The organism is Rhodothermales bacterium (genome assembly GCA_039944855.1).
GTDB lineage: Bacteria > Bacteroidota > Rhodothermia > Rhodothermales > JANQRZ01 > JBBSMX01.
In genome coordinates, this window is record JBDUXZ010000020.1 from 245,585 (window position 1) to 268,444 (window position 22,860).

A 22,860-nucleotide genomic window follows, 5' to 3' on the forward strand; every position below is an offset into this window, starting at 1 on the left:
GGCGTGGCCTAGGCGCGAAGCATGACGAGGAGGAGGCGCACGTTGGCGGGCGCGTGGACGGCGTGGGGGACATTCGCCGGCAGCCGGATCGTCGCGCCGGCACCGACCGTGTGCGCTTCGCCGTCGATTGTGATGCGCGCCGTCCCATCGGTCACGACGATGAGCGCATCGAACGGCGCCGTGTGCTCGCTCAGCCCCTCGCCCTCGGCGAAGGCGAAGAGCGTGACGGAACCGGCTTTGTTCTTGAGCAGCATCCGGCTGACGATGCTACCCGGCTGGAACACGGCGAGGTCGGCGAGCGGCTGGGCGGTGGGAGTGTCGGCGAGGGCAGGCATGGATATGAACGCTTATTGAGACTTGTTGGTCCTAAATGTAGAATCGCTTCGCCCGCCGCGCAAGCGCCGATCCCGACCTCGCGCGCGCTTCACGATCCCTGTGCGCCTCGTTCACAGTCGGCACGGCAGCGTGGATATGACCGAAAGGGGAGAGCCATGCGTTGCTCCAAACGGAAACGAGGCGTATCGTAGCGCTCCTCTCCGTGCTCGTCACAACGACTAATTCTATGGAAGCCCCCACCGTCCGCACCCAGGTCAAGGACTACTACGGCCAGACGTTGCAGTCCACCGCCGACCTCCGCACGAGCGCATGCTGCACGGACGAGGCCCTGCCCGCCCACCACAAAGCCATCCTCGCCGACATCGCCGACGAAGTCCTCGCACGGTTTTACGGCTGCGGCTCGCCCCTCCCGCCTGCGCTCGACGGCTGCACCGTGCTTGACCTCGGCTGCGGGACGGGCCGCGACGCGTTCCTCGCCGCCGCGCTTGTCGGGCCGGCGGGCCGCGTGATCGGGATCGACATGACGGAGGAACAGCTCGCCGTGGCGCAGCGCTACGAGGCGGAGCAGGCCGCGCAGTTCGGCTTCGACGCGCCGAACACGTCGTTCCGGCTCGGCGACATCGAGGACCTCACCGCGGCAGGCATCGAAGACGAGAGCGTGGACGTGGTGATCTCGAACTGCGTCATCAACCTCGCGACGGACAAGCAGGCCGTGTTCGCCGAGATCTTCCGCGTGCTCAAGCCCGGCGGCGAGCTCTACTTCTCGGACGTCTTCGCCGACCGCCGCATCCCCTCCGATGTCGCGGCCGACCCCGTGCTCTACGGCGAATGCCTCGGCGGCGCGCTCTACATCGAGGACTTCCGCCGGATGATGCAGGCCGTCGGCTGTGCCGATTACCGCGTCGTCACGCAGCGCCCGCTCACCGTCGACGACCCGGCGCTTGCCGCGAAGCTCGGCAACATCCGGTTCTCGTCGGTCACGGTGCGGGCGTTCAAGCTCGCCTCGCTCGAAGACCGCTGTGAGGACTTCGGGCAGGTGGCGACCTACGACGGCACGATCCCCGAGCACCCCCACGCCTTCGCGCTCGACGATCACCACGTCTTCGAGACCGGGCGGCCGATGCTCATCTGCGGCAACTCTGCGGCGATGGTGGAGGAGACCCGCTACGGCCGCCACTTCCGCGTCGTCGGCGACCGCTCGGTCCACTACGGCCTGTTCGACTGTGCCCCGGCCCCGGCGAGCGTGGCCGGCGAGGCCTCCGGCGGGTGCTGCTAAACCGGCCGCTCGCGCGCCAGCCGCCAGTACATCAGCACGGCCATGACGAGGACGAGCGGGGCGATGCGCTACGCGAGGGCGATGCGGTCGTCCATTTCGTCGGCGATGCGCTCGGTGAGGTCGCGGTACTTCCGGGGGACGCGGAGCGCGATCTCGGTGGCGTGGTCGCCGGGGATGGTCTTCAGGAGCTCGACTTTCTCGGGCTTGATGCGGAGGCGATCGCGGAAGAGCCCCCGCGTGAAGCGCACCGACTCCAGCGCCGACGGCGCCACCTTCACGGTCTGCCGGTCGCGGTCCGTGAGGCCGAGGACGGCCGACTCTACTTCGATGATGAGGAACTCGTCGTCGAGGTACGCGAAGCCCTTGACTTCGCGCAGCCCGACGTCAGGCAGGCTGAACGGGATGCGGTTCATAAAGCGAGGGGAAGGAGCAGGAGGGGCGCACAGCAACGGACGATTTTCGGCTTGCCGAGTTGCAGCCAGGAGCGCTACATCCGTCTATAACGAACGCCAAAACATACGCATGCCGTCCTCCCTCGGTACGCTACCGAAAGAGGACGGCGTAGGGCTGCCCCCCGGACAGGGTAGGCGGGATGCAGGGGCTAGCGGACGAGGTGGAGGCGGAGGCGGAGCAGTCGGCCCGGCTCGTAGACCGGGAGCCCGGCCGAGAACGGATCGCGGCGGTACGCGAGGTGTTGGTAGTACAGCGCGTCGGTGAGGTTGACGGCTTCGAGCGCGAGCGTGACCCCGCCGACCTCGTACGTGAGCCCGGCGTCGAACCGCAGCCACGCCGGGGACGCCGTCTCGCCGACGGCACTCGCCACGCGGTTCTGCGTGGTGGCGGCCTCCGCCGAGACGGACGCGGTGAGGCCGAGCCAGCGCGGGCTCGTCGCCGTCGCGCCGACGGTGAGCGGCAGCATCTCCGCGAGCGGCTCGTCGCGGTCGAGGTTGTGGCCCCACGTCGTCGAGGCGTCGAGGGCGAGGTGCGCCCACTCGGCGCGGGCGTCGAAGCCTACGAGGAGGGCCTCCGCGTTCGCGTACGTGACGAAGCGGTCCATGCCGAGCGATGAGGGAACGAGGGTGACGGCGTCGTGAACGTACGCGGCGAAGGCGTTGAGGCGCAGCCGTCGGGTGGTGAGCGCGCTGCGGACGGCCGCCTTCACCGGCTGCGCGAGCGTGGGGTTGGCGCTCCACGAGGGCGTCCCCATCGCCCGCCGGACGCCGACGAAGAGCCGTTCCGGCGCGGGCGCTTCCGACGCGACCTCCGCTGTCAGCCCGGCCGTGGCGTTACGGCCGAGCGGCGCGGCGTAGCCCGCGCTCAGCCCGAAGGGGATCGCCCAGCGAACGGCTACGGCGTTGGGGTAGAGCACGCGGAAAAAGGCGAGGCGCTCGGCATCTCCGACGGCGGTGCGGGTGAGCCCGAGCTTCGCGCCGAACGCGAGCCGGCCGACCTCGACCTCGTGCGCGAGTGCGACGGCCGCGAGGCGGACGTCCGGGACGATGTGCTGCTGCATCGGCATCGCCATCCCATCGCCCATCGGCGGCATCGTCATGGTGTTCCACGCATCCCAGCGGCGGACGTACGCCTCATACGTCGTCGCGCCGTCGTGCCCGTCGCCGATGAGGCCGATCGTGAGGTTGGTGGCGTCGGTCTCCATCGGCATCCTTTCCGAAGCCGTGCGGAGGCCGTTGTCCATGAGGTGGCGCGTCCGGTTCACGTAGAGCTTGTGCCCGCGCCATCCGAGGTGCGCGCTCGCCATCCGGTTGTCGCGCTCGTCCATCATGAGGAAGGGGAACGGGAGGTCGCGCGTGAGCGCGAGCGACGCCCCGTAGCGCCAGTCCCCACGCTCGCCCTGTGCCGACGCCTCGGCGAGGGTGTAGGCGATATCGGCGTCGGCGTAGCCGTAGCGCGCACCGAACGAGCGGCCGGCTCCGTCGGAGTAGGACTGGGCGCGGACGAGGCGAGCCGTGGCGCGGTGGCCGGCCCGCTCCGCCGAGAGCGCGGCGTCGGTGTTCATCCCGTCGGCGCCGGTCTGGGTGAGGCCGAAGCGTAGTCGCCCCGCCTCCGACGGCCGGGCGCGCGTAAACGACACGGACCCACCGAGCCCGCCCTGCACCGTCGCCGTGCTTCGGTCCACGCGGACATCGGCTACTTCGAGCGGGTTCACGCGGGAAGCGGGCGGGTCCATCCGGTTCGGGCACGAGCTCGGATACCGCTCACCATCGACGACGACCGCCACGTCGGCCCCGGCGAATCCGTCGAGGACGAAGTCACCGCCGAGCGGGACGCCCCGGCGGACGAGGCGCAGCCCGCCCCTCCGAAGGGCATCGTGGAGCGCCGTCTTCTCCACCGCGGCGTCGGTCTCGCTCAGCCGGAGCCGCTCGACCCCGACCGAGAGCGGGGCGAGCTGGTACGTCCACCCGGCCTCTTCGAAGAGGGTGGTGTCCACGCCCGCTGCGCCGGACGCCGGGCGGACGACGAAGAGGGTGTCGTGCTGGGCTGCGGCCGGCGCGGCCACGGCGAGAAGTCCGAGGAGGGCGGCGAGGAAGCGGGGGTGAGTCATGGTGTTGGGGACATTTTTGTCCTAAATAAGAAGGGGCCGAGTCCGGTGGCACGGCGAAGGGGGATCACGCGAGGTCGGAGCGGAGCAGGGCGAGGCGGAAGTCGCCCTCGCTCATCCGCTCGGCCATCTCGGCGAGGCTCACGTGGTCGAACATCCGGTGGATGCGGTCGCGGGCCGGCGCCCACTGTTCGTGGAGCGGGCACGGCTTCCGTTCGCCGCAGCCCGGCAGTCCGAGCACGCACTCGGTAAAGATGTCCGTGCCGTCAATCGCGACGACGATCTCTTTGAGCTTGATCTGCGACGCCGGGCGGGCCAGCGCTACGCCCCCGCTTGGCCCCCGCGACGACGTGAGGACGTCGGCCTGCGCGAGGGTCTGGACGATCTTCGCGAGGAAGTGGTAGGGGATGCCGAGCGCGTCGCTGATGGAGCGGATGGGGACGTAGGCCCCGGTCCCGTCCTTCGTGAGGTAGAGGACCGAACGGATTCCGTATTCGCAGGCTTTCGAGAGCAACATGGCAGCGGGGGCAGGGGGTGGTTCATTATAAGACATTTGGGTCCTAATAGGGCAACCCCCTGTTCGTGCAGTTGTGGCGAAGGTGGGAGGGTGCCGTGTGAAGAGGGAGTGAGGTCGGTCGGGAGGGTGGATCCGGAAAGGGGGATTCTTATATTAGGACCAGTTGGTCTTTAATAGATGGCTGAGATAACCACGACGGGCTCGTCTCATCTGTTAATAGGACAAATAAATCCTTAATACGTGCCGGGCTTCCCCCTACATCCTCCACCAGAGCTACACCACCGGGCGAAGCGCCGGCTGCTGCCACCGACCGGCCGCCTCCGTGCCGTCCTTTACCGGACGGCCTCGGCCCACCCCTCCACCCACCCTCACCTTGCCCCCATGAAGTCCTCCTTCCTCCCGGTGCTCGCGCTGCTCTTCGCCCTCGGCCTCGCGGCCTGCGGCGGCTCCGACGCGCCGGACTCCGCCGCATCCCCCACGCCTGCGTCCCCAGCGGTCGAACTCCCCGTCTCCTCCGTCGACGTCGGCCCGATCGACGCGGCGCTTGCCACGGAAGGGCAGGGCATTTACGAGACGCGCTGCACGACATGCCACAAGATGGACAGCCGATACATCGGCCCCCCGCTCGGTGACGTCGCCGCGCGCCGCGAGCCGGAGTGGATCATGAACATGATCCTCGCCCCAGAGAAAATGCTCCAGAGCGACGCCGACGCGCAGGCCCTCCTCGCCGAATACAGCGTCCCGATGACGAACCAGAACCTCTCCGAAGACGAAGCCCGCGCCATCCTCGAGTACCTCCGGCAGGTCCACGAAGGCGCATAATCCGGCCTGAGGGCGCGTAACGCCCCGCCCGTTCACCCACCCGCGACTCAACCTCGCAACGCCATGAAAAACGTCAAGCCCCTCCTCCTCACGCTCGCCGTCATCGTCGGCCTCGGTGCCCTCGTGATGGCCTGCCGCACGACCGAAACCACCGCCATCGACGCCGACGTGGCGCAGGCCGTCTACGTCGCCCCCGGCGAGTACGACGAGTTCTACGGGTTCATGTCCGGCGGCTACAGCGGGCAGCTCTCCGTCTACGGCATCCCGTCCGGCCGCCTCCTCCGCGTCATCCCCGTGTTCTCGCAGGACCCGGAGAAGGCCTACGGCTACTCCGAGGAGACCAAGCCGATGCTGATGACGACGCACGGCTTCATCCCGTGGGACGACGCCCACCACCCCGAGCTCTCGATGACCGACGGCGTGCCCGACGGCCGGTGGATCTTCATCAACGGTAACAACACGCCGCGCGTCGCCCGGATCGACCTCGACAGCTTCATCACCGATGAGATCGTCGAGATCCCGAACTCGTCGGGCAACCACGCCTCGCCGTTCGTGACGCCGAACAACGAGTACGTCGTCGCCGCGACGCGCTTCGCCGTGCCCGTCCCGAACGTGGACGTGGCGCTCTCCGAGCTTTCCGAGGCCCTCAGCGGTACGCTCACGTTCATCCGCGCCGACGTCGCCGACGAGATGGAGATCGCCTTCCAGATCATCGTGCCCGGCTTCAACTATGACCTCGCGCACAGTGGCAAGGGCGTCTCCGACGGGTGGGCCTTCTTCACGAGCTACAACACCGAGAAAGCCACGACCCTCCTCGAAGTCAACGCCTCGCGCAACGACAAGGACTTCATTGCCGCCGTCAACTGGCGCCTCGCCGAGGAGTGCGTGGCGGGCGGCGCGGGCCGCGACGTGCCGGGTGCGTACTACCACAACTATATGGACGACCGCCACGTCGCCGTCTCCGAGGTGAAGGAGGGGACGCGGATGATCACGCCCGAGGACTGCCCCGGCATGGTCTTCTTCCTCCCCACGCCGAAGAGCCCCCACGGCGTCGACGTGGACCCGACAGGCGAGTACATCGTCGGCGGCGGGAAGCTGGCGACGGTGATCCCGGTCCACTCGTTCACGAAGATGATCGCGGCGATCGAGAACGAGGCGTTCGAGACGATCATCGACGGTATCCCCGTGCTCGACTACGAGGCCGTGCTCTACGGCGAGGTCGAGAACCCCGGCCTCGGCCCGCTCCACACCGAGTTCGACGGGCGCGGCAATGCCTACACGACGGCGTTCATCTCGTCCGAGATCGTGAAGTGGGACATCGAGTCCACGACGGTCCTCGACCGGATCCCCGTCTACTACAGCGTCGGCCACCTCATGATTCCGGGCGGCGACAGCCGGCAGCCCTACGGGAAGTACCTCATCGCGCTCAACAAGATCACGAAGGATCGCTACCTCCCGACCGGGCCGGAGCTCGCCCACGCCGCGCAGCTCATCGACATCAGCGGCGAGAAGATGCGGCTCCTCCTCGACTTCCCGACGATCGGCGAGCCGCACTACGCGCAGGCCATCCCCGCCGAGATGCTGATCGACGATCAGGTGCGGATCTACGAGATCGGCGAGAACACGAACCCGCACGCGGCGAAGTCCGAGGCCGAGGCCCGCATCGAGCGCGACGGCAACGAGGTCCACGTCTACATGACGATGATCCGGAGCCACTTCGCGCCCGACAACATCGAGGGCATCAAGGTCGGCGACGACGTGTACTTCCACCTCACGAACCTCGAGCAGGACTGGGACGTGCCGCACGGCTTCGCCGCGATGGGGATGCAGAACGCCGAACTCCTCGTGATGCCGGGCGAGACGCGGACGATCCGCTGGACGCCGCAGCGCGAGGGCATCATCCCGTTCTACTGCACGGACTTCTGCTCGGCGCTCCACCAGGAGATGCAGGGCTACATCCGCGTCTCCCCGGCGGGCTCCGACGTCCCGCTCGCCTACGGCACGGCCGGCGAACTGACGACGGTTCCGTAGCTGAGGCAGCCGGAGGCCGGCGGGACCCACCACCCCCGCCGGCCCTCTGCGGCTTTTCTCTCTGAATGGACAGACCCATGACTACGCGCTCCCGCCTCCTCGTCGCCTTCGCGGCCGTCCTGCTCGGGCTGCTTTACGTCCTCCCGATCTGGCGCATCACGCTCGAAGCCCCGCAGTACCCCGAGGGCATCGGGATGCTGATCTGGGTGGACACGGTGACGGGGATGAAGCCGCACGACCTCCAGAACATCAATGGGCTCAACCACTACATCGGGATGAAGGAGATCGTGCCCGACGCGATCCCCGAGCTGAAGATCATGCCGTGGATCTTCGGCTTCCTCATCGCGCTCGGCCTCGGCGCTGCCGCGACGGGGAAGCGCTGGATGCTCAACGTCTGGGTCGGGCTCTTCGCCGTCGTCGCCGTGGCGGGGATGGTGGACTTCTACCTCTGGGAGTACGACTACGGCCATGACCTCAACCCCGACGCGGCCATCAAGGTGCCGGGGATGACGTACCAGCCGCCGCTGATCGGCTCGAAGCAGATGCTCAACATCACGGCACATTCGTGGCCGGGGATGGGGATGATCGCGGCATTCGTGTCGTTGATGCTCGGAGCGTGGGTAGCGTTCATGGAGTTCCGCCGAGCCCGCACGGCGCGCACGACTGAATCCGCTGCGACGCCGTCCGTCGCGTCCGCGCTCGCCGTGTTCGCCGCCGCCACGCTCCTCGTCGGCTGCCAGGTCGATCCGCAGCCGATCCGCTACGGCGAGGACGTCTGCGCCCACTGCCGGATGACGGTCTCCGACGCCCGCTTCGGCGCGGAGCTGCTCACGACGACGGGGAAAGCCTACCCCTTCGACTCGGTCGAATGCCTCGCGAGCTACGTCCACGACCGCCCCGAGGCCGAGGCGCAGACGCACTCGCTCTGGGTCACGTCGTTCGACGCGCCCGGCGAGCTGATCCCGCTCGCCGACGCCTTCGTCGTCCACAGCCCGGCGCTCCGCAGTCCGATGGGCGGCGGCCTCGCCGCCTTCGGCCCCCAGTCCGACCAAGCCGACGCGCTCGCCCGATTCGACGGCGGCGACGTGCTCGCGTGGGCCGACGTGCTCGCGCTCGCCGACAGCCCGATGCCTCGGGGCGCGAGCACGCCCGGCGATGCGCCGCAGCACACATCCACCCACTGAACCTCCCGCGCACGGTGCGCTCCGCCACATCCCCGATGCCTCGTCTCGCCGCCCTCCTCGCCGTCGTCCTGCTCGCCTGCGCGCCTGCGTGGGCGCAGCGGACGGTCACAGTGAGTCCGGGGACCTCGGCGCATCCCATCGCCGACGCCCTCGACCGCGCCCGCCCCGGCGACCGCCTCCTGGTCGCGGCGGGCACCTACCGCGAGTCCGGGCTCGTGGTGGACAAGTCCGTCGAACTGATTGCTCAGGGTGAAGCGATCCTCGACGGCGGCGGCGAGCCGATCCTCCGCATCGAGGCGGACAGTGTGACTGTGCGCGGGTTTACGTTCCGCAACGTCGCCCCCTCGTTCGTCGAGGACCGGGCGGCCGTGCTCGTCGAGAAAGCGGCAGGCTGCGTGATCGACGGCAACCGGTTTGAGGACACGTTCTTCGGGGTCTACCTCGCCGAGACGAGCGGCTGCGTCGTCACCGGCAACACGCTCCGCGGGCGCGACGTCGGCGAGTCGAAGGCGGGCAACGGGATCCACCTGTGGTACAGCCGGCACGTCACCGTGCGCGGCAACACGATCCGCGGGCACCGCGACGGGATCTACTTCGAGTTCGTCGAGGACGGCGTGGTCGAGGACAACGTGAGCGAGGGCAACCTCCGCTACGGGCTCCACTTCATGTTCTCGGACCGGTGTCGCTACGCGCGCAACGCCTTCCTCGCGAACGGCGCGGGCGTGGCCGTGATGTACACGAAGCACGTCGAGATGGTCGAGAACCGGTTCGAGGACAACTGGGGGCCGGCATCGTTCGGGCTCCTGCTCAAAGACATCACCGACAGCACGATCAGCCGCAACGTCTTCGCGCGCAACACGGTCGGGCTCTACGCCGAGGGCTCGAACCGCGTCGAGATCGCGGAGAACACCTTCGACCGGAACGGCTGGGCCGTGAAGGTCATGGCCGACGCCTACGAGAACGTGTTCACCCGCAACAACTTCGTCGCCAACTCCTTCGATGTCGGGACGAACAGCCGGCAGAGCTACAGCACGTTCTCGGGCAACTACTGGGACGGCTACGAGGGCTACGACCTCGACCGCGACGGCGTGGGCGACGTGCCGTTCCGCCCGGTCCGCCTCTTCGCGCTCCTCGTGGAGCGGAACGAGCCGGCGCTGTTGCTGATGCGGAGCCTGTTCGTCCAACTCCTCGACGTGGCGGAGCGCGTCGCGCCCGTCCTCACCCCGGCGACGCTCGTGGACGAGCGCCCGGCCATGCGCCCCCTCCCGCTATGAACGCTTCCGCTCTCGCTCCGATGCCCGCTGCCGCGCCGGTCCCGCACATCCACCGCATGACGCCGCTCGTGGAAGTGACGGGGTTGGAAAAATCCTTCGGCGCGCTCCGCGTGCTCGACGGCGTCGACCTCCGGCTGCGGCCGGGCCGCGTCACTGCCGTCGTCGGCCCCAACGGGTCGGGGAAGACGACGCTCATCAAGTCGATCCTCGGGCTCGTCCGGCCGGACGGCGGACGCGTCGTGTTCGACGGCGAGGAGGTTGGGCGGGACGAGGCGTACCGGCGGCGGATCGGCTACATGCCGCAGGCGGCGCGCTTCCCCGAGAACCTCACCGCGCGCGAGGTTCTCACGATGCTCCGCGATCTCCGCGGCAACCCGACGGCGACGGACGACGACCTCATCGGCGCGCTACGGCTGGAGCCCGAGCTCGACAAGCCGCTGCGGACGCTCTCCGGCGGGACGCGGCAGAAGGTCAACGCCGCCGTCGCCTTCCTCTTCCGCCCCGACCTCGTCATCCTCGACGAGCCGACGGCCGGGCTCGACCCCGTCGCCTCGTCCGCGCTCAAGGACAAGGTCCGCGCCGCGCAGGCGACCGGGACCACGTTCCTCCTCACCTCCCACATCATGAGCGAGCTCGAAGAACTCGCCGACGACGTGGCGTTCCTGCTCGACGGCCGCGTCCGCTTCCAGGGCACCGCCGACGAACTCAAAGCGCGCGGCGGCCACGACCGGCTCGAACGCGCCCTCGCTCACCTCATGACCGAGAACGACCGATGACCACGCTCTTCGCCCCCGCCGTGGGCAAAGTCCTCAAGTACGAGCTCAGCGACGTCGTTCGGAGCAAGTGGATCGCGGCCTACGCCCTCTTCTTCCTCGTCGTGACGGACGCGCTGTTCCGGTTCGGCGGCGGGAGCGCGCACGTCGTGCTGAGCCTGATGAACGTGGTGCTCGTGCTGATCCCGCTCGTCAGCCTGATCTTCGGGACGATCTATCTCTACAGCGCTCGCGAGTTCACGGAGCTGATGTTGGCGCAGCCGGTCCGGCGCGGGCACCTCTTCGCCGGGCTCTACGGCGGGCTCGTCCTCCCGCTCGCGGCCGCGTTCGCGCTCGGCGTGACCCTGCCGTTCCTGTGGCACGGCGGCGCGGCCGGGGCCGCGGGCGACACGCTCGCGCTCCTCGTGCTCGTCGGCGTGCTGTTGACGGCAGCGTTCCTCGCGCTCGCCCTCCTCATCGCCGTCCGCTTCGACGACCGGATGAAGGGGCTCGCGGCGGCGCTCGTCGCGTGGCTGTTCTTCGCCGTCGTCTACGACGGGCTCGTGCTCGTCGCCGTCCACGCTTTCAGCGCGTACCCGCTCGAACGGCCGCTCCTCGCGCTCACGCTCCTCAACCCCGTCGATCTCGGGCGCGTCTTGCTGCTGCTCAACGTGGACGTTGCCGCGCTCCTCGGCTACACCGGGGCTGTGTTCGAGCAGTTCTTCGGGACCGGGCTCGGGTTCGGCGTCGCCCTCCTCGCGCTCGGGGCGTGGTGCGCCGTCCCGCTTGCGCTCGCCCATCGGCTCTTCACTCGGAAGGATTTCTGATACGGAGCGTGTGGGAGGATGGGAGTACGGGCGTGTGGGAGTAGCTCCGGCCTGGAACACGAAACCCTCCCGAACTCTCGTATCCCCGCACGTGCTCTGAACTGATCTCGCTCTGTTGAGAAGAGAAGCTCAAATGGACATCATCCTGAGCGGAGGCCGCAGGCCGCAGCCGAAGGATCGTTCCGGGGAAGCTCACAGCAGACTATCGAAACCGTGCCCGCAGAGAGCCCTCGGCTCCACTTCGTTACGCTCGGGATGACAAAGCGGAGAGCTTCTCAATAGAGCAAACTGATCTCATTTCTAACCCCGAGGGCCTCGCGCCCTCCCCATCCCCGACCGCCATGCTACGCCGACTGCTGTTCCTCCTGCCGACCCTCGCCTTCGCCTTCATCGGGTGCGTCGATACCGACGTGGAGCCCGCCGACTCCGACCTCGACATGACGGAGGGCGCCGACGAACTCGATATGCGTGAGGAGGTCATGGCCGACCAACTCGCCGAGATGCCGCCGCTCCGCCGCGCGCTCCGCGGCGATTGGCGCGACGAGATCCACACGGCGCTCCTCGATTTCGAAGGCGGCCGGTACGAAGGCGTCGTCCCCTACGGCGGCGACCGCGGCTACGAGCGCGTCGAGGGCGACCTCCGCGTGCTCGACGAGGGCGATGACTACGTCACGTTCGAGGTCGACGGCGCGCACACACTCACGGCGCGGCAGATCGACGATGACCAGATCATCATCACGGCCGAGGGCGCGGACGAGCCCGAGGGCGTAACGCTGCGCCGGCGGTAGCAGGTTGCTCGGGCCGAGCGCGCCACGTCGCGCCCCGCCGCAGAAACAGCGGGGCGCGACTCTCGTATGCCCTCGCGTTCCCCAAGCGCCCGAGCCCATGCCCCGCCCTGCGATCCGTCTGTCCACCGTCCTCCTCACCTTTCTCGTATTTGCCGGGTGCCGCCAGCCTGCGCAGTCGCAGATCCCGCCGGGCACCGACATGCCGCCGCCGCAGCGCGTCGAGCCTCCAGCTGCGCCGGGCGTGGTGACGGACGGGATCTACCAGCAGCGGCAGACGGCGATCACGCGCGCCGTCGAGCACGTCGCGCCCGCCGTCGTGTCGATCAACGTGATCGAGGTGCGGCAGGTGCGCGTCCGCGATCCGTTCTCGAACGACCCGTTTTTCGAATACTTCTTCGGGCAACGGCAGAGCCGCGTGCAGCAGCAGCAGGTGCAGGGCGTCGGCAGCGGCTTCGTGATCTCGCCCGACGGTTACATCGTCACGAACGACCACGTCGCGGGGAATGCGACGCGGATCACCGTCAGCTTCCCCGACGGGCGCGAACTCGACGGGCGGCTCGTCGGGACCGATCCTGAGAGCGACGTGGCGCTCATCAAGGTCGAGCCCGACGCGCCGCTCGCCTACCTCGCCTTCACGGAGAGCGAGAACCTCTACGTCGGCGAATGGGCGATCGCGCTCGGCAACCCGTTCGGGCTCTTCGAAGCGGCCGAGCCAACCGTGACGGTCGGCGTCATCAGCGCGGTCGGGCGGGACTTCGCGCCGCAGGAGGGCCGCGTCTTCCGCGACATGATCCAGACCGACGCCGCCATCAACCGGGGCAACTCGGGCGGCCCGCTCGTGAACGCGCTCGGCGAGGTGATCGGTGTCAACACGTTCATCTTCTCGCGCTCGGGCGGCTCGGTCGGCATCGGGTTCGCGACGCCGGCGTGGCGCGTCCGCCGCATCGTCGACGAGATCCGCGAGACGGGGCGTGTGGCGCGGCCTGCGCCGCCCGGGCTCAACGTCCGCGCGCTCAACGCCCGCGCCGCCCGGATGCTCGACCTCGACGTGGACGCCGGACTCCTCGTGATCAGCGTCGACCCGGACTCGCCCGCCGAGGCTGCCGGGATTCAGCCCTACGACGTGATCCTCGCCGTCGATGGGCAGGGCACGCCGGACTCGGCGACGGCGAGCGCGCTCCTCCGCAGCCGCCGCCCCGGCGAGACGGTCCAGCTCCGCGTGCTCCGCGACGGCGAGGAGCGCGAGGTGGCCCTCGTGCTCGCGGCGACGCCGTGACGGGCGGGAGAATAGAGGGTTGAGAATGGGGGCGGGCTCGCCGTCGCCCCGTGCCATCCGCTATCCTCTGTGCTCCCCCGCACCGACCCGCCTCCGATGCATTGCTCCCACCACCCGTCCCGACGCAGCACGAGACGCAGCATGCTGCGTCTCTACGCCCTCTCGCCGCTCCTCGCCGCCGTGCTGCTCGCCGGCTGCCTCCCGTCGTCGAACCAGCGCAAGCTGAACCGGGAGCTGTTCGCCAGCGACTCGCTCTCGCGCACGATCGCCGAGGCGGTACCCGTCGACACGCTCGCGTTCGTGCGCCGCGTCGTCCCGCCGCCGGAGGCGATCCTCGAATTCCCGACGAGCTTCGCCCTCCTCCCCGACGGCCGGATCGTCGTTGCTGAGACGCGGCGCGGCGCGCTCGTCTATTTCGACACCGAGGGCGTGTACCGCAGCGCGTTCCAGTGGGAGTCGTTCAGCTTCCCGTTCCTCGCCGGGACGCGGGGCGACACCGTCGCCGTGCTGAACCGGGGGAGCTACCGCGTGGACCTCGTCGTGGGCGACGACGTGGTGCGGAGCGTGGCGGTGCCGGAGGAGCGGAACGGGAACGCGCTCCTGACCGAGCGCGGGCTGTTCTACAAAACGGCGCCCGAGGACGAGGGCGCGCGGCTCTACCACTTCGGGCCCGACGGCGACGAGCGGGCGCGCTACGACCTCGCCGGGCCGTTCTGGCGGCACCTCGGCTTTCTCCGCTCGTGGGGCGACTCGCTCCTCGTGCTTTCCGGCTACCGCCCCGTCGTCGACGTGCTCACGCCGGAGACAGCGCCGGGTGCGGTCCTCGATACGCTCACCCTCGCCGGGTTCGACTCGCCGCAGCTTGAGCGGAGCCGGCTCTGGGCCGTCGGCGACGTGGACGAGCCGCCGCTGCTCTCGCCCGCCGCCGCCGCCGTCGGCGACCGCCTCTTCGTGCTCAACGCCCGTCCCGGCTGGGTCCACATCGATGTCTTCCGCCGTGACGCCGGGCCGGACGGGCCGCGCCTCCTCTTGGAGCGGAGCCTGATGCAGCCCGACCCCCGCGTCGACAACGACTTCTACGCCGTCGACCTCGCCGCGCGCCGCGTCGCCGGGGGCATCGAGTTCGTCGTCCTCACGACGAAGCCGGCGCCGGGACTGACGTTCCTCCGCTGGACGCCGGACGGGGACGCCGCGGCCTCACTCGATCGTGTCACCCGATAGGTAGGGATACGAGGTGTAGCCGTCGCCTTGGGAGACGTGGACGGTGACGGCATCGGCGCGGGCGTTCACGAGCGTGCGAAAGGCGTCGGCGTCGAGGTGGTAGCTCGCCTGATCTACGACGGCGCCCTCCGGTTCGGTGAACCGTGCCGGGCCTGCCGTCAAGGGCACGGTGAGGGTGTCGCCGTCCACGACGAGGAGCAGCGGAGCGTCGCCGCTGACCGCCACGCCAGTGTCCGAGCGGAACGTGAGGTTCGCCGTCGCCCCGTCGCCCTCGCGGAACGTGGTGAGCGTTGGGGGCGAGGAGGCACGTGTGGCCGGTGCAGTGCTGGGCTCGGCCGGGTCGGGCTCGCTATGGCTCATCTCAGCGGGCGTTTCGGTTTCCGCGCTGGGAGCGGGCGGATCTTCGGACGCGCCGGGCTCCGGCACGCGCGCGCACGCGGCCACGGTGAGCCCGAGCAGCAAGACGTACGATAGGAGAGGCACGGGGCGAAGGAGACGAGGGCGCATAGGGGCGGAGGGTAGATACATGGCGACGGCGACGGCCCCGAGGAGCCGCCGCCGTCTGAAATGCCGTAGGCACGTCGAAGTGCCGCGGGACTGTTAGTTCACGACGGTGATCCGTCGAGCCCCGACGAAGGCGTCGGCCTCGACCCGCAGGAGGTAGGTCCCGCTCGCCAGGCTCCGCGCGTCGAAGTCGACGGTGTGGGCGCCGGCTTCGAGCGTCTCATCGTCGAGGAGGACGGCCACGCGTTGCCCGAGCACGTTGAACACCGTCACCGTCGCCCGCGCCGCGCTCGGGAGGTCGAACCGCACCGTGGTGCGGGCCGCGAACGGGTTCGGGTAGTTCTGGTGGACGGCGAAGGCGGTCGGGAGCGTGGCGCCCGCCTCGGCCGGCGTCCCCATCTCCACGATGATGTCGACGGTGGTCAGGGCGATGCGGATGTCGGGGTTGTTCGTGAGGAACGCCACCGATTCGGTGTAGCTCCCCGGCTCCAGCCCGCGCGGCGAGACGACGAGGTCGAACGCCTCGCTGTCGCCGGGGTCGAAGCCGACCCCGTAGAGCGGCTCGCCGGCCTCGACGATCGCCCGGGTGTAGACCGGGAGGTCCGTCGGGTCCACGCCGACGACGCGGACCTCGCCGCCGCCCGGCCGCGTGAGGTAGTAGAACACGCCGTCGGGGTCCCGCGTGCTGCGGAGGAAGCCGTTGATCCGCTGCGACCCACCGAGGCGGGTGAGCGGGACCTCCACCTCCTCGCTCTCGGCGAAGAGCCGGCCGAACTGGTCGACCTGGGTGTAGAGCCGGTTATCGGTGAGGACTTCGAGCACGCCGTCCGTCACCGTGATGCCGGGGACGACGCCGCCGCGGCTCGGGGTCTCGACGGGGTAGCCCGGGAGCACCTCGCCGTCGCTATCGACGGCGTAGACGAGCGTGGACTGCCGCTGCGCGATGAAGAAGGCGTCGAGCTCGGGGCTGTAGGCGATGCTGCCCGCGGAGAAGTCCACGGTGAACGAGCGCCCCGTCGGCTCGATCGTCGCGCCGAAGGTGGCTTCGAAGACCTCGCCGCCGGAGGTGGCGTACCACAGGGTTTCGTTCTTGTCATCGTACGTGAGCCCGAGGACCTGGCCGCTGGCGCCGCTGTCTACGAACCCGTCGAGGACGGCGTCGATGGCGCTGAGGTCGGAGCGGATGACGTAGGTCGGCCCGTCGTTAGCGTCGGCGACGAGGAGGGGGCCGTCGGGGATCAGCGCGATGGCTGCGGCGGTGGAACTGGCGTCGGGAAGTACGATCGCGAAGAGCGAGTCCCCGACAGCACCGCGAGCGGCGCTCTTCGTCCCTCGCGCCGCGTTAGTCGCGCGGAGGAAGTCGGAGAGGTCCGTGGGGGCCGCGTCGGCTCCAGCCAGCGCGTCGGCGGAACGGGGGATGGGGATCGTGAAGCTGCTCAGCGCCGGCTCCAGCACGCGAACGAACGTCAGCGGGGCCTGGCCCGTGTTCTCGACGGTGAGCTCCGTGGGGGCCGTCCGGTCGGCGGGAACGGAGACCGGGGCGGGATCGTCCGTGACCGCGAGGATCGGCGGCAGCGGGTCGCCGACGGTGAGCGTGAACGGCAACGTCTCGACCACCTGGATGACCCGGTTGCCCTCGCTGTCGGTGAACCCGCGCGGGACGCCGGCCGCCGAGAACTCCAGCGAGTTCGTGACGATCTCGACCTCGCCGCGGTAGAACCCCTGCGCGAGCAGGCCGCCCTCCACGGTGACGGTGATCTCCTGCGAGGCGTCCGCGTCGAGCGAGCCGGACGAGGGCGTGACGAAGATGGGGTCGCCGCTGCCGCTGAACCCGTTTGAGGGGTCGAAGGGGAAGGGGTTGCCGTCCGTCTCGAGGGAGATGTTCACCTCGTAATCGAGGACGAGGCCACCGTCGTTCGTGAGCGTGATGAGGGGCCGGCTCTCACCCGCGTCGTCGTCGAAGTCGCCGAGGTCGCCGATCGTCTCCGACGAGAGGGCGAGGAGGGGCGGCGTGGCGCCGCCGACGGAGTACGTGAAGGGCACCTCGAAGAGGAGTACGCCGTCGATGTTGGTCTCCACGCGGAGCGTGCCGTAGAAGACGCCCGGCTGCGAAGCGCCGGCCGACAGCGTGATCGTCTCGCTGGCGCCCGGGGCGACGTCGCCGCCCGTCGAGCTCAGCACGAGGGACTGCAGGGCGTCGGCCGGGAACGACACCGCGACCTCGACCTCAGCGGAGTAGTCGAGCGTCTCGCCGGTGCTGGTGTTCGTGAGCCCGACCTCGAGGTCGACCGAGCCGCCGGGAGCGGCGTCACCGAGGTCGAGGTAGACGAGGGAGTCGGGGAGTTGGACGTCGTAGGGCACGCCGTTGACGGTGACGTCCGCAGTGACGAGCGGCACGTCAAAGGTCACCTGATAGCCCATCGTCTGGAAGGCGCGGAGGTCGTTGTCGTTGTAATCCCCGACCGTCCCGGAGGCGAAGTCCGGGTCCATGATCCCGATGTAAGGCGTGCCGAGCGAGTTGTTGCGCCAGTGCGAGGCCTGCTCGCCGTCGCCACCTTGCCGCCCGCCCGTAGCCGTCGAGAGGGGGAGCTCCTGGTTCCCATCGAAGAAGACCTGGACGACGTCGGGGCTCGGCGGGCCCGGCGTGACGACGCGCGGGGCCACTTCCCACCCGAGCCCGTCATCGAGGGGCTCGCCCGGCGTGACGGCGTCGGGGCGCACGCGGAAGAGGTCGAACACAGCGAAGCGGTTCTGCGGCGGGCCGCCCTGGCCGATGATGCTGCGGAACCCGAGGGAGTGGCCCATCTCGTGCACGGCGACGGCCTCGAAGTCGAACTGCCCGGTCGTGACGCCGTCGGTGGGGTCGAAGTCCCACGTGAACGCGGCGTTGAACCCGATCGTCGGGAACTCGCCGAAGGGGTTTGCGACGGGGTCGGGGTCGGCCTCGGCGGGGAGGTACCCGAACGCCTGCGCGATGGGGCGCGCGACGACGGCCGTCTGGAGGGCGGGGCCGGCCGTGGACGGCGTCGGGAGGGGGATGCCGTTGTAGAGGGCGGCGAGTTGAGGGTCGCTGCCGTTCTGCGCGAGGAGCGCGTCCACGATCTGGGCCGGGCCGATGCCGGCGAACGTCCGCTCCGCCGTCGTCGCACTCGCGAGGACGTTTTCGGGGAAGGGGCCCCCGCTGAACCGATTCAGGCCGAAGTCGACGTCGATCACCGTGGTGATGGGGGTCGAGATCGCGCGCTCCCACCGGGCCGCGGCGCGGCGGAAGGCGAGGAGGGCGGCGGGGAACTCGAGGATCTGGTCCGTCCCGCGGAGGAGGATGCGCATCCCCGTGATGTCGCGCTCTTCGTTCGTCGAGGTGAAGACGGTGAAGTTCGGCGAGGCGGCGGCGCGGCTGAGGGCAGCGACCTCGGTCTCCGTCGCGCTCTCGCAGACGAGGTTGCCGTCGGGGCCGGCCTTGAGGACGAACGTGCTGCCCTCGACGTGTTCGGCGGCGCTGTGACCGTTGTGGGGCGCGCTCTGCGCGAAAGCGGGCGCGCCGAAGAGTGCGAGCCCGAGGAGGACTGCGGCTACCTGAGCCAGCCGGCGGCGGAAGTCAAGCCTGGTTGGGAGAAGCGAAAGCGACATGGCGGAATCGAGCGAGTGGTAGAGGCGGGCGGGGCGGAGCCGGGCGGCCCCGATGACGTTCGTGTGAACGAGTATGCCGGGGATAATACTCCCTCGGATGCCTGCTGTCAAAACCATGTGTCTGACCTAAATGCCGGTGGCGATAGTCCGGGGCGCAGCGGACGGAACAGCCTCGGTTGCGTCGCGTGGTAGCGGTGACGTTTTCAACCCGCCTTGAAAGATTGCCGTATGGCTTCCCCTCCCGACCTCTCGACCCTCGGCGCGCTCCGTGAATCCGGCTACCGGAGCCGCTCCGTCAAAGACGAACTCCGCGGCAACCTGATCGCGAAGCTGCGCGCGGGCGAGGACGTATTCCCCGGTGTCCTCGGCTACGACCGCAGCGTGATCCCCCAGGTGCAGAACGCCCTCCTCGCCCGGCACGACATGATCCTGCTCGGCCTGCGCGGCCAGGCCAAGAGCCGGATCGTCCGCCTCCTCGCGAACCTGATGGACGAGTGGCTCCCCATCGTCGCCGGCTCCGAGATCCACGACGACCCGTTCGCGCCCGTCTCGAAGTTTGCCCGCGAGCGCGTGGCGGAGGCCGGCGACGACACGCCGATCGCGTGGGTCGACCGGCACGCCCGCTACGGCGAGAAGCTCGCTACGCCCGACACGAGCATCGCCGACCTCATCGGCGACATCGACCCGATCAAGGCGGCGACGCAGAAGCTGACGTACGCCGACGAGGAGGTGATCCACTTCGGCATCATCCCCCGCACGAACCGCGGCCTCTTCGCCATCAACGAGCTGCCGGACCTCCAGCCCCGCATCCAGGTCGGCCTCCTCAACATCATGGAGGAGCAGGACATCCAGATCCGCGGCTTCAACGTCCGCATCCCGCTCGACCTCGCGATGGTGTTCACGGCGAACCCGGAGGACTACACGAACCGCGGCAACATCATCACCCCGCTCAAGGACCGGATCGACAGCCAGATCATCACGCACTACCCGCGTACGATCGAGATCGGTGTGGCGATCACGAAGCAGGAGGCGTGGCAGGAGCGCGGCGACGACGCCGTGACGGTCCACGTCCCGCACTATTTCCGCGAGATCGTCGAGCAGATCGCCTTCGAGGCCCGGGAGAGCGAGTTCATCGACCAGAAGTCCGGCGTGTCGGCGCGGCTGACGCGGGCCGCGCTCGAAGACCTCATCTCGGCCGCCGAGCGCCGCGCGCTCCTCAGCGACGAGGCCGAGACGACGGTCCGCATCGGCGACCTCGTCGCCGTCGAGCCCGCGATCACAGGGAAGGTCGAACTCGTCTACGAGGGCGAGCAGGAGGGGGCGCAGAGCGTCGCGCAGCTCCTCATCGGCAAGGCCGTCAGCTCGATCTTTACCCGCTACTTCCCCGATCCGGCGGACAAGGAGCAGGGGCGACAGAGCTACCAGCCCGTGCTCGGGTGGTTCTCGAAGGGGAACACGCTCGACCTCGGGCCGGAGATGCCGTTCGACGCCTACGCGAAGGCGCTCGACGCCGTCGACGGGCTGCGCGAGATCGTAAAGAAGCAGACGAACCCGACGACGCCGGCCGAGACGGCGAGCGCGATGGAGTTCGTCGTCGAGGCGCTGCACCAGCAGTCGCTCATCGGGAAGGACCGCGTGGACGCGCGGCTGAAATACGCCGACATCATGGGCTCCGTCCTCGGCTCCATCGGCCGCTTCGACGACGATGACGACGACTTCGAGGACTACCGCCGCCGCTTCGGCGGGTGAGGCGGAGGCACGGTAGAATGCCCTTGCACATGAGGGGTGGCTAACCGTTCTTGGAGCACACCTTCCGCGCTCCGCTATGTCGCCTCGCCTGCTCGTCTGCGCGCTCGTCGCGTTCGCTACGACGCTCCCGGTATCGGCTCAGACCTTTACGAATGCCTCGAATCTCTTGCCCGACGGGCTGGTCAGTGGAGGCTTTGGGGGAGGGGCCGTCGTAGATGTTGACGGCGACGGGCGGACGGACCTCGCGAACACGCACACGTTGCTGCTCCAGCGCGACGGAGGCTTCGAGCCCGTCGCGTTCGACGGGGCGTTCCCGCTCGGTTCCATCCATGGGGATGTGGACGGGGACGGGCTCCTCGATGTGCTCGTGCTCGAGGCCCAGGAGCCGGAGATTTACCGGTACACCCCGGCCCACGAGGCGCTCCGGCCCTTCACAGGCCGAGGAGGGCTGAACATTTCGATCCCTCTCGTGCAGGGGTCCGTCTTGCTCGACTACGACCGCGACGGCACGCTCGACGTCCTCCTCGGCAACGATGTCGGCATCGATTTCCTGCTCCGGGGGCTCGGGGACGGGGCATTCGCCGACGTTAGTAGCGAGGCGCTCCCCCAGCTCAATCGAGGCGATTACGGGATGATGGCGGCCGATTACGACCGCGACGGGGACACCGATGTGTACGTGGGACTGTGCGCGGGGACGACGGAGAACCTCCTGTATCGGAACGACGACGGCGTTTTCAGTGAGGTCGCTCCGGCAGCCGACGTGGACGATGCGCGCGCGACGTGGGGCGTCGCATGGCTCGACTACGACAACGACGGCTGGCTCGACCTCTTCGCGAGCAACATGCCGAGCCACCTGGCAGGGACGAATGGTCTCTTCCACAACAACGCCGATGGCACCTTCACCGACGTAGCAACGGAGGCCGGCGTGGCTGGACCGACGGAAGACAACAGTTGGACCGTCACCGCGTCCGACTTCGACAACGACGGCTGGGTCGACCTCTTCGTCGTCAACGACCCGGAAGGCTCGCGGCTCTTCCGCAATAACGCGGACGGTACGTTCACCGACATCACCACGGCGGCGCGGATTCCCTCCCTCGTCGGGCTACCCGTAGCCTCGGGCGATGTGGACGGCGACGGCTGGTCGGACCTCTACATGCCCGCCGCGAGGGATAACCGGGGGCAAACCTTTGACGCGCTTCTCCTCAACGACGGCGGGACGAACGGCTGGCTCACCGTCGATCTCACCGGCGTCGCCTCCAACCGCGATGGTGTCGGCGCGCGTGTCGAGGTCGCGGCAGGCGATCTCTCGATGGTCCGCGAGATCACGGCGGGCGACGGGTTCATGGCGCAGAGCCACGGCCTCCGTGCCCACTTCGGCCTCGGCACGGCGACCACGGCTGACGTGACGATCCGCTGGCCGAGTGGCACCGTCGAGACGATCTCGGGCGTCGCCGCCAATCAGGCGATCACGGTCGTCGAAGGGCTCGGCCTCAACGGGCCACCCGCGATGTTCGGCCTCACGAGTCCGGCGAATGGAGCCGCGGTCCCGCTCGGCGAAGCGGTGACGCTCGCCTGGGACGCCGCGACCGATCCCGAGGCCGGTGCGGTGAGCTACACGGTCCATCTCGCCTCGCCCGACGGCGCGGACACGACATTTGAGACGGCGGAGCCGACGCTCACGGTGCCCGCCACGATGCTCTCGCCCGAGGGGGAATATCGATGGGCCGTGGTGGCGAGCGACGGGCACACGCCGCGCACGAGCCTCGACCCGTTCCGCTTCACGAACAATCCGGACGTGGCGAGCCAAGCCGGACCGGAGAGGGACGCGCTCTCGCTAGAGGTGTGGCCGAATCCGGCACGCACGGAAGCGACGGTAGCCTTCGAGCTAGAAACCACCGAGTCGGTGTGGCTGGAGGTCTACGATGCGCTCGGGCGGCGCGTGGAGCGGTCTGCGCTCGGTGTGCGCGGTGCGGGCGCTCACGCGGCACAACTCGATCTCGGCCGATACCCTGCCGGGATGTACGTGCTCCGGCTGTTCGGGGGCCGAGGCGAGGTGGCCACCGTGCGTATGATGCGCATGGACTGAGTCGGGAAAGCGGGGCGGAGAGAGAAC

General features: G+C 69.1%; 18 protein-coding genes. 12 read left to right on the forward strand and 6 right to left on the reverse strand.

The genetic code is table 11. The features are described 5' to 3' along the window. Positions 1–8: 8 nt before the first annotated feature. The gene (locus ABJF88_10135) at positions 9–335 is read right to left on the reverse strand and encodes a cupin domain-containing protein (GenBank protein ID MEP0547278.1); all 327 of its coding nucleotides are present in this window, start codon (positions 333–335) and stop codon (positions 9–11) included. A gap of 227 nt (positions 336–562) precedes the next feature. Here ABJF88_10135 and ABJF88_10140 point away from each other — a divergent pair, with 227 nt between their 5' ends. Further along, entirely contained in the window at positions 563–1,612 is a 1,050-nt protein-coding gene (locus tag ABJF88_10140) for a methyltransferase domain-containing protein (protein MEP0547279.1), read from the forward strand. A 68-nt stretch (positions 1,613–1,680) separates the two neighbouring features. Here the strand turns inward: ABJF88_10140 and ABJF88_10145 are convergent, their stop codons facing one another. The 3 genes from ABJF88_10145 to ABJF88_10155 form a co-directional block, all read right to left on the reverse strand. Next, complete coding sequence (locus ABJF88_10145; protein MEP0547280.1) at positions 1,681–2,025, reverse strand: hypothetical protein; 345 nt, start codon at positions 2,023–2,025, stop codon at positions 1,681–1,683. 188 nt (positions 2,026–2,213) lie between these two features. Continuing rightward, on the reverse strand, positions 2,214–4,175 hold the full coding sequence (locus tag ABJF88_10150; GenBank protein ID MEP0547281.1) for a hypothetical protein: 1,962 nt from the start codon (positions 4,173–4,175) through the stop codon (positions 2,214–2,216). Positions 4,176–4,239: 64 nt separating this feature from the next. Next, a complete protein-coding gene (locus ABJF88_10155; GenBank protein MEP0547282.1) occupies positions 4,240–4,689 on the reverse strand; it encodes an Rrf2 family transcriptional regulator in 450 nt (149 codons plus the stop codon). 381 nt (positions 4,690–5,070) lie between these two features. Between ABJF88_10155 and ABJF88_10160 the strand changes: the two genes are divergently transcribed. The 9 genes from ABJF88_10160 to ABJF88_10200 all read left to right on the forward strand — a co-directional run bounded on the left by ABJF88_10160 (position 5,071) and on the right by ABJF88_10200 (position 14,864). Continuing rightward, the gene (locus tag ABJF88_10160) at positions 5,071–5,511 is read left to right on the forward strand and encodes a cytochrome c (GenBank protein MEP0547283.1); all 441 of its coding nucleotides are present in this window, start codon (positions 5,071–5,073) and stop codon (positions 5,509–5,511) included. 126 nt (positions 5,512–5,637) lie between these two features. Next, complete coding sequence (gene nosZ, locus ABJF88_10165; GenBank protein MEP0547284.1) at positions 5,638–7,542, forward strand: Sec-dependent nitrous-oxide reductase; 1,905 nt, start codon at positions 5,638–5,640, stop codon at positions 7,540–7,542. Between the two features lie 77 nt (positions 7,543–7,619). Beyond that, positions 7,620–8,726 carry a nitrous oxide reductase accessory protein NosL gene (locus ABJF88_10170; GenBank protein ID MEP0547285.1) on the forward strand — a complete coding sequence of 369 codons (1,107 nt, stop codon included), beginning with the start codon at positions 7,620–7,622 and terminating at the stop codon, positions 8,724–8,726. Positions 8,727–8,761: 35 nt separating this feature from the next. Further along, a complete protein-coding gene (locus ABJF88_10175; GenBank protein MEP0547286.1) occupies positions 8,762–10,000 on the forward strand; it encodes a nitrous oxide reductase family maturation protein NosD in 1,239 nt (412 codons plus the stop codon). Beyond that, positions 9,997–10,776: an ABC transporter ATP-binding protein gene (locus ABJF88_10180; protein ID MEP0547287.1), complete on the forward strand. Its 780-nt coding sequence runs from the start codon at positions 9,997–9,999 to the stop codon at positions 10,774–10,776. Before ABJF88_10175 ends, ABJF88_10180 begins: the two co-directional genes overlap by 4 nt. Next, a complete protein-coding gene (locus ABJF88_10185) occupies positions 10,773–11,579 on the forward strand; it encodes an ABC transporter permease subunit (protein MEP0547288.1) in 807 nt (268 codons plus the stop codon). The genes ABJF88_10180 and ABJF88_10185 overlap by 4 nt, the downstream gene beginning before the upstream one ends. Before the next feature lie 341 nt (positions 11,580–11,920). Further along, positions 11,921–12,367, forward strand: a complete 447-nt coding sequence (locus ABJF88_10190) for a hypothetical protein (GenBank protein MEP0547289.1) — start codon at positions 11,921–11,923, stop codon at positions 12,365–12,367. A 97-nt stretch (positions 12,368–12,464) separates the two neighbouring features. After that, positions 12,465–13,643: a trypsin-like peptidase domain-containing protein gene (locus ABJF88_10195; GenBank protein ID MEP0547290.1), complete on the forward strand. Its 1,179-nt coding sequence runs from the start codon at positions 12,465–12,467 to the stop codon at positions 13,641–13,643. Positions 13,644–13,784: 141 nt separating this feature from the next. Next, positions 13,785–14,864, forward strand: a complete 1,080-nt coding sequence (locus tag ABJF88_10200) for a hypothetical protein (protein MEP0547291.1) — start codon at positions 13,785–13,787, stop codon at positions 14,862–14,864. Here ABJF88_10200 and ABJF88_10205 read toward each other — a convergent pair. Further along, positions 14,841–15,347, reverse strand: a complete 507-nt coding sequence (locus ABJF88_10205) for a hypothetical protein (protein ID MEP0547292.1) — start codon at positions 15,345–15,347, stop codon at positions 14,841–14,843. The two genes, ABJF88_10200 and ABJF88_10205, sit on opposite strands and share 24 nt — an antisense overlap. Before the next feature lie 117 nt (positions 15,348–15,464). Further along, positions 15,465–18,998, reverse strand: a complete 3,534-nt coding sequence (locus ABJF88_10210) for an NF038122 family metalloprotease (protein ID MEP0547293.1) — start codon at positions 18,996–18,998, stop codon at positions 15,465–15,467. Between the two features lie 228 nt (positions 18,999–19,226). On the opposite strand from ABJF88_10210, the gene ABJF88_10215 reads away from it, so the two are divergent. Then, positions 19,227–20,747 (forward strand): magnesium chelatase, encoded by a 1,521-nt coding sequence (locus ABJF88_10215; protein ID MEP0547294.1) that lies wholly within the window; start codon positions 19,227–19,229, stop codon positions 20,745–20,747. Between the two features lie 76 nt (positions 20,748–20,823). Next, positions 20,824–22,833 (forward strand): FG-GAP-like repeat-containing protein, encoded by a 2,010-nt coding sequence (locus tag ABJF88_10220; GenBank protein ID MEP0547295.1) that lies wholly within the window; start codon positions 20,824–20,826, stop codon positions 22,831–22,833. Positions 22,834–22,860: the final 27 nt, after the last annotated feature.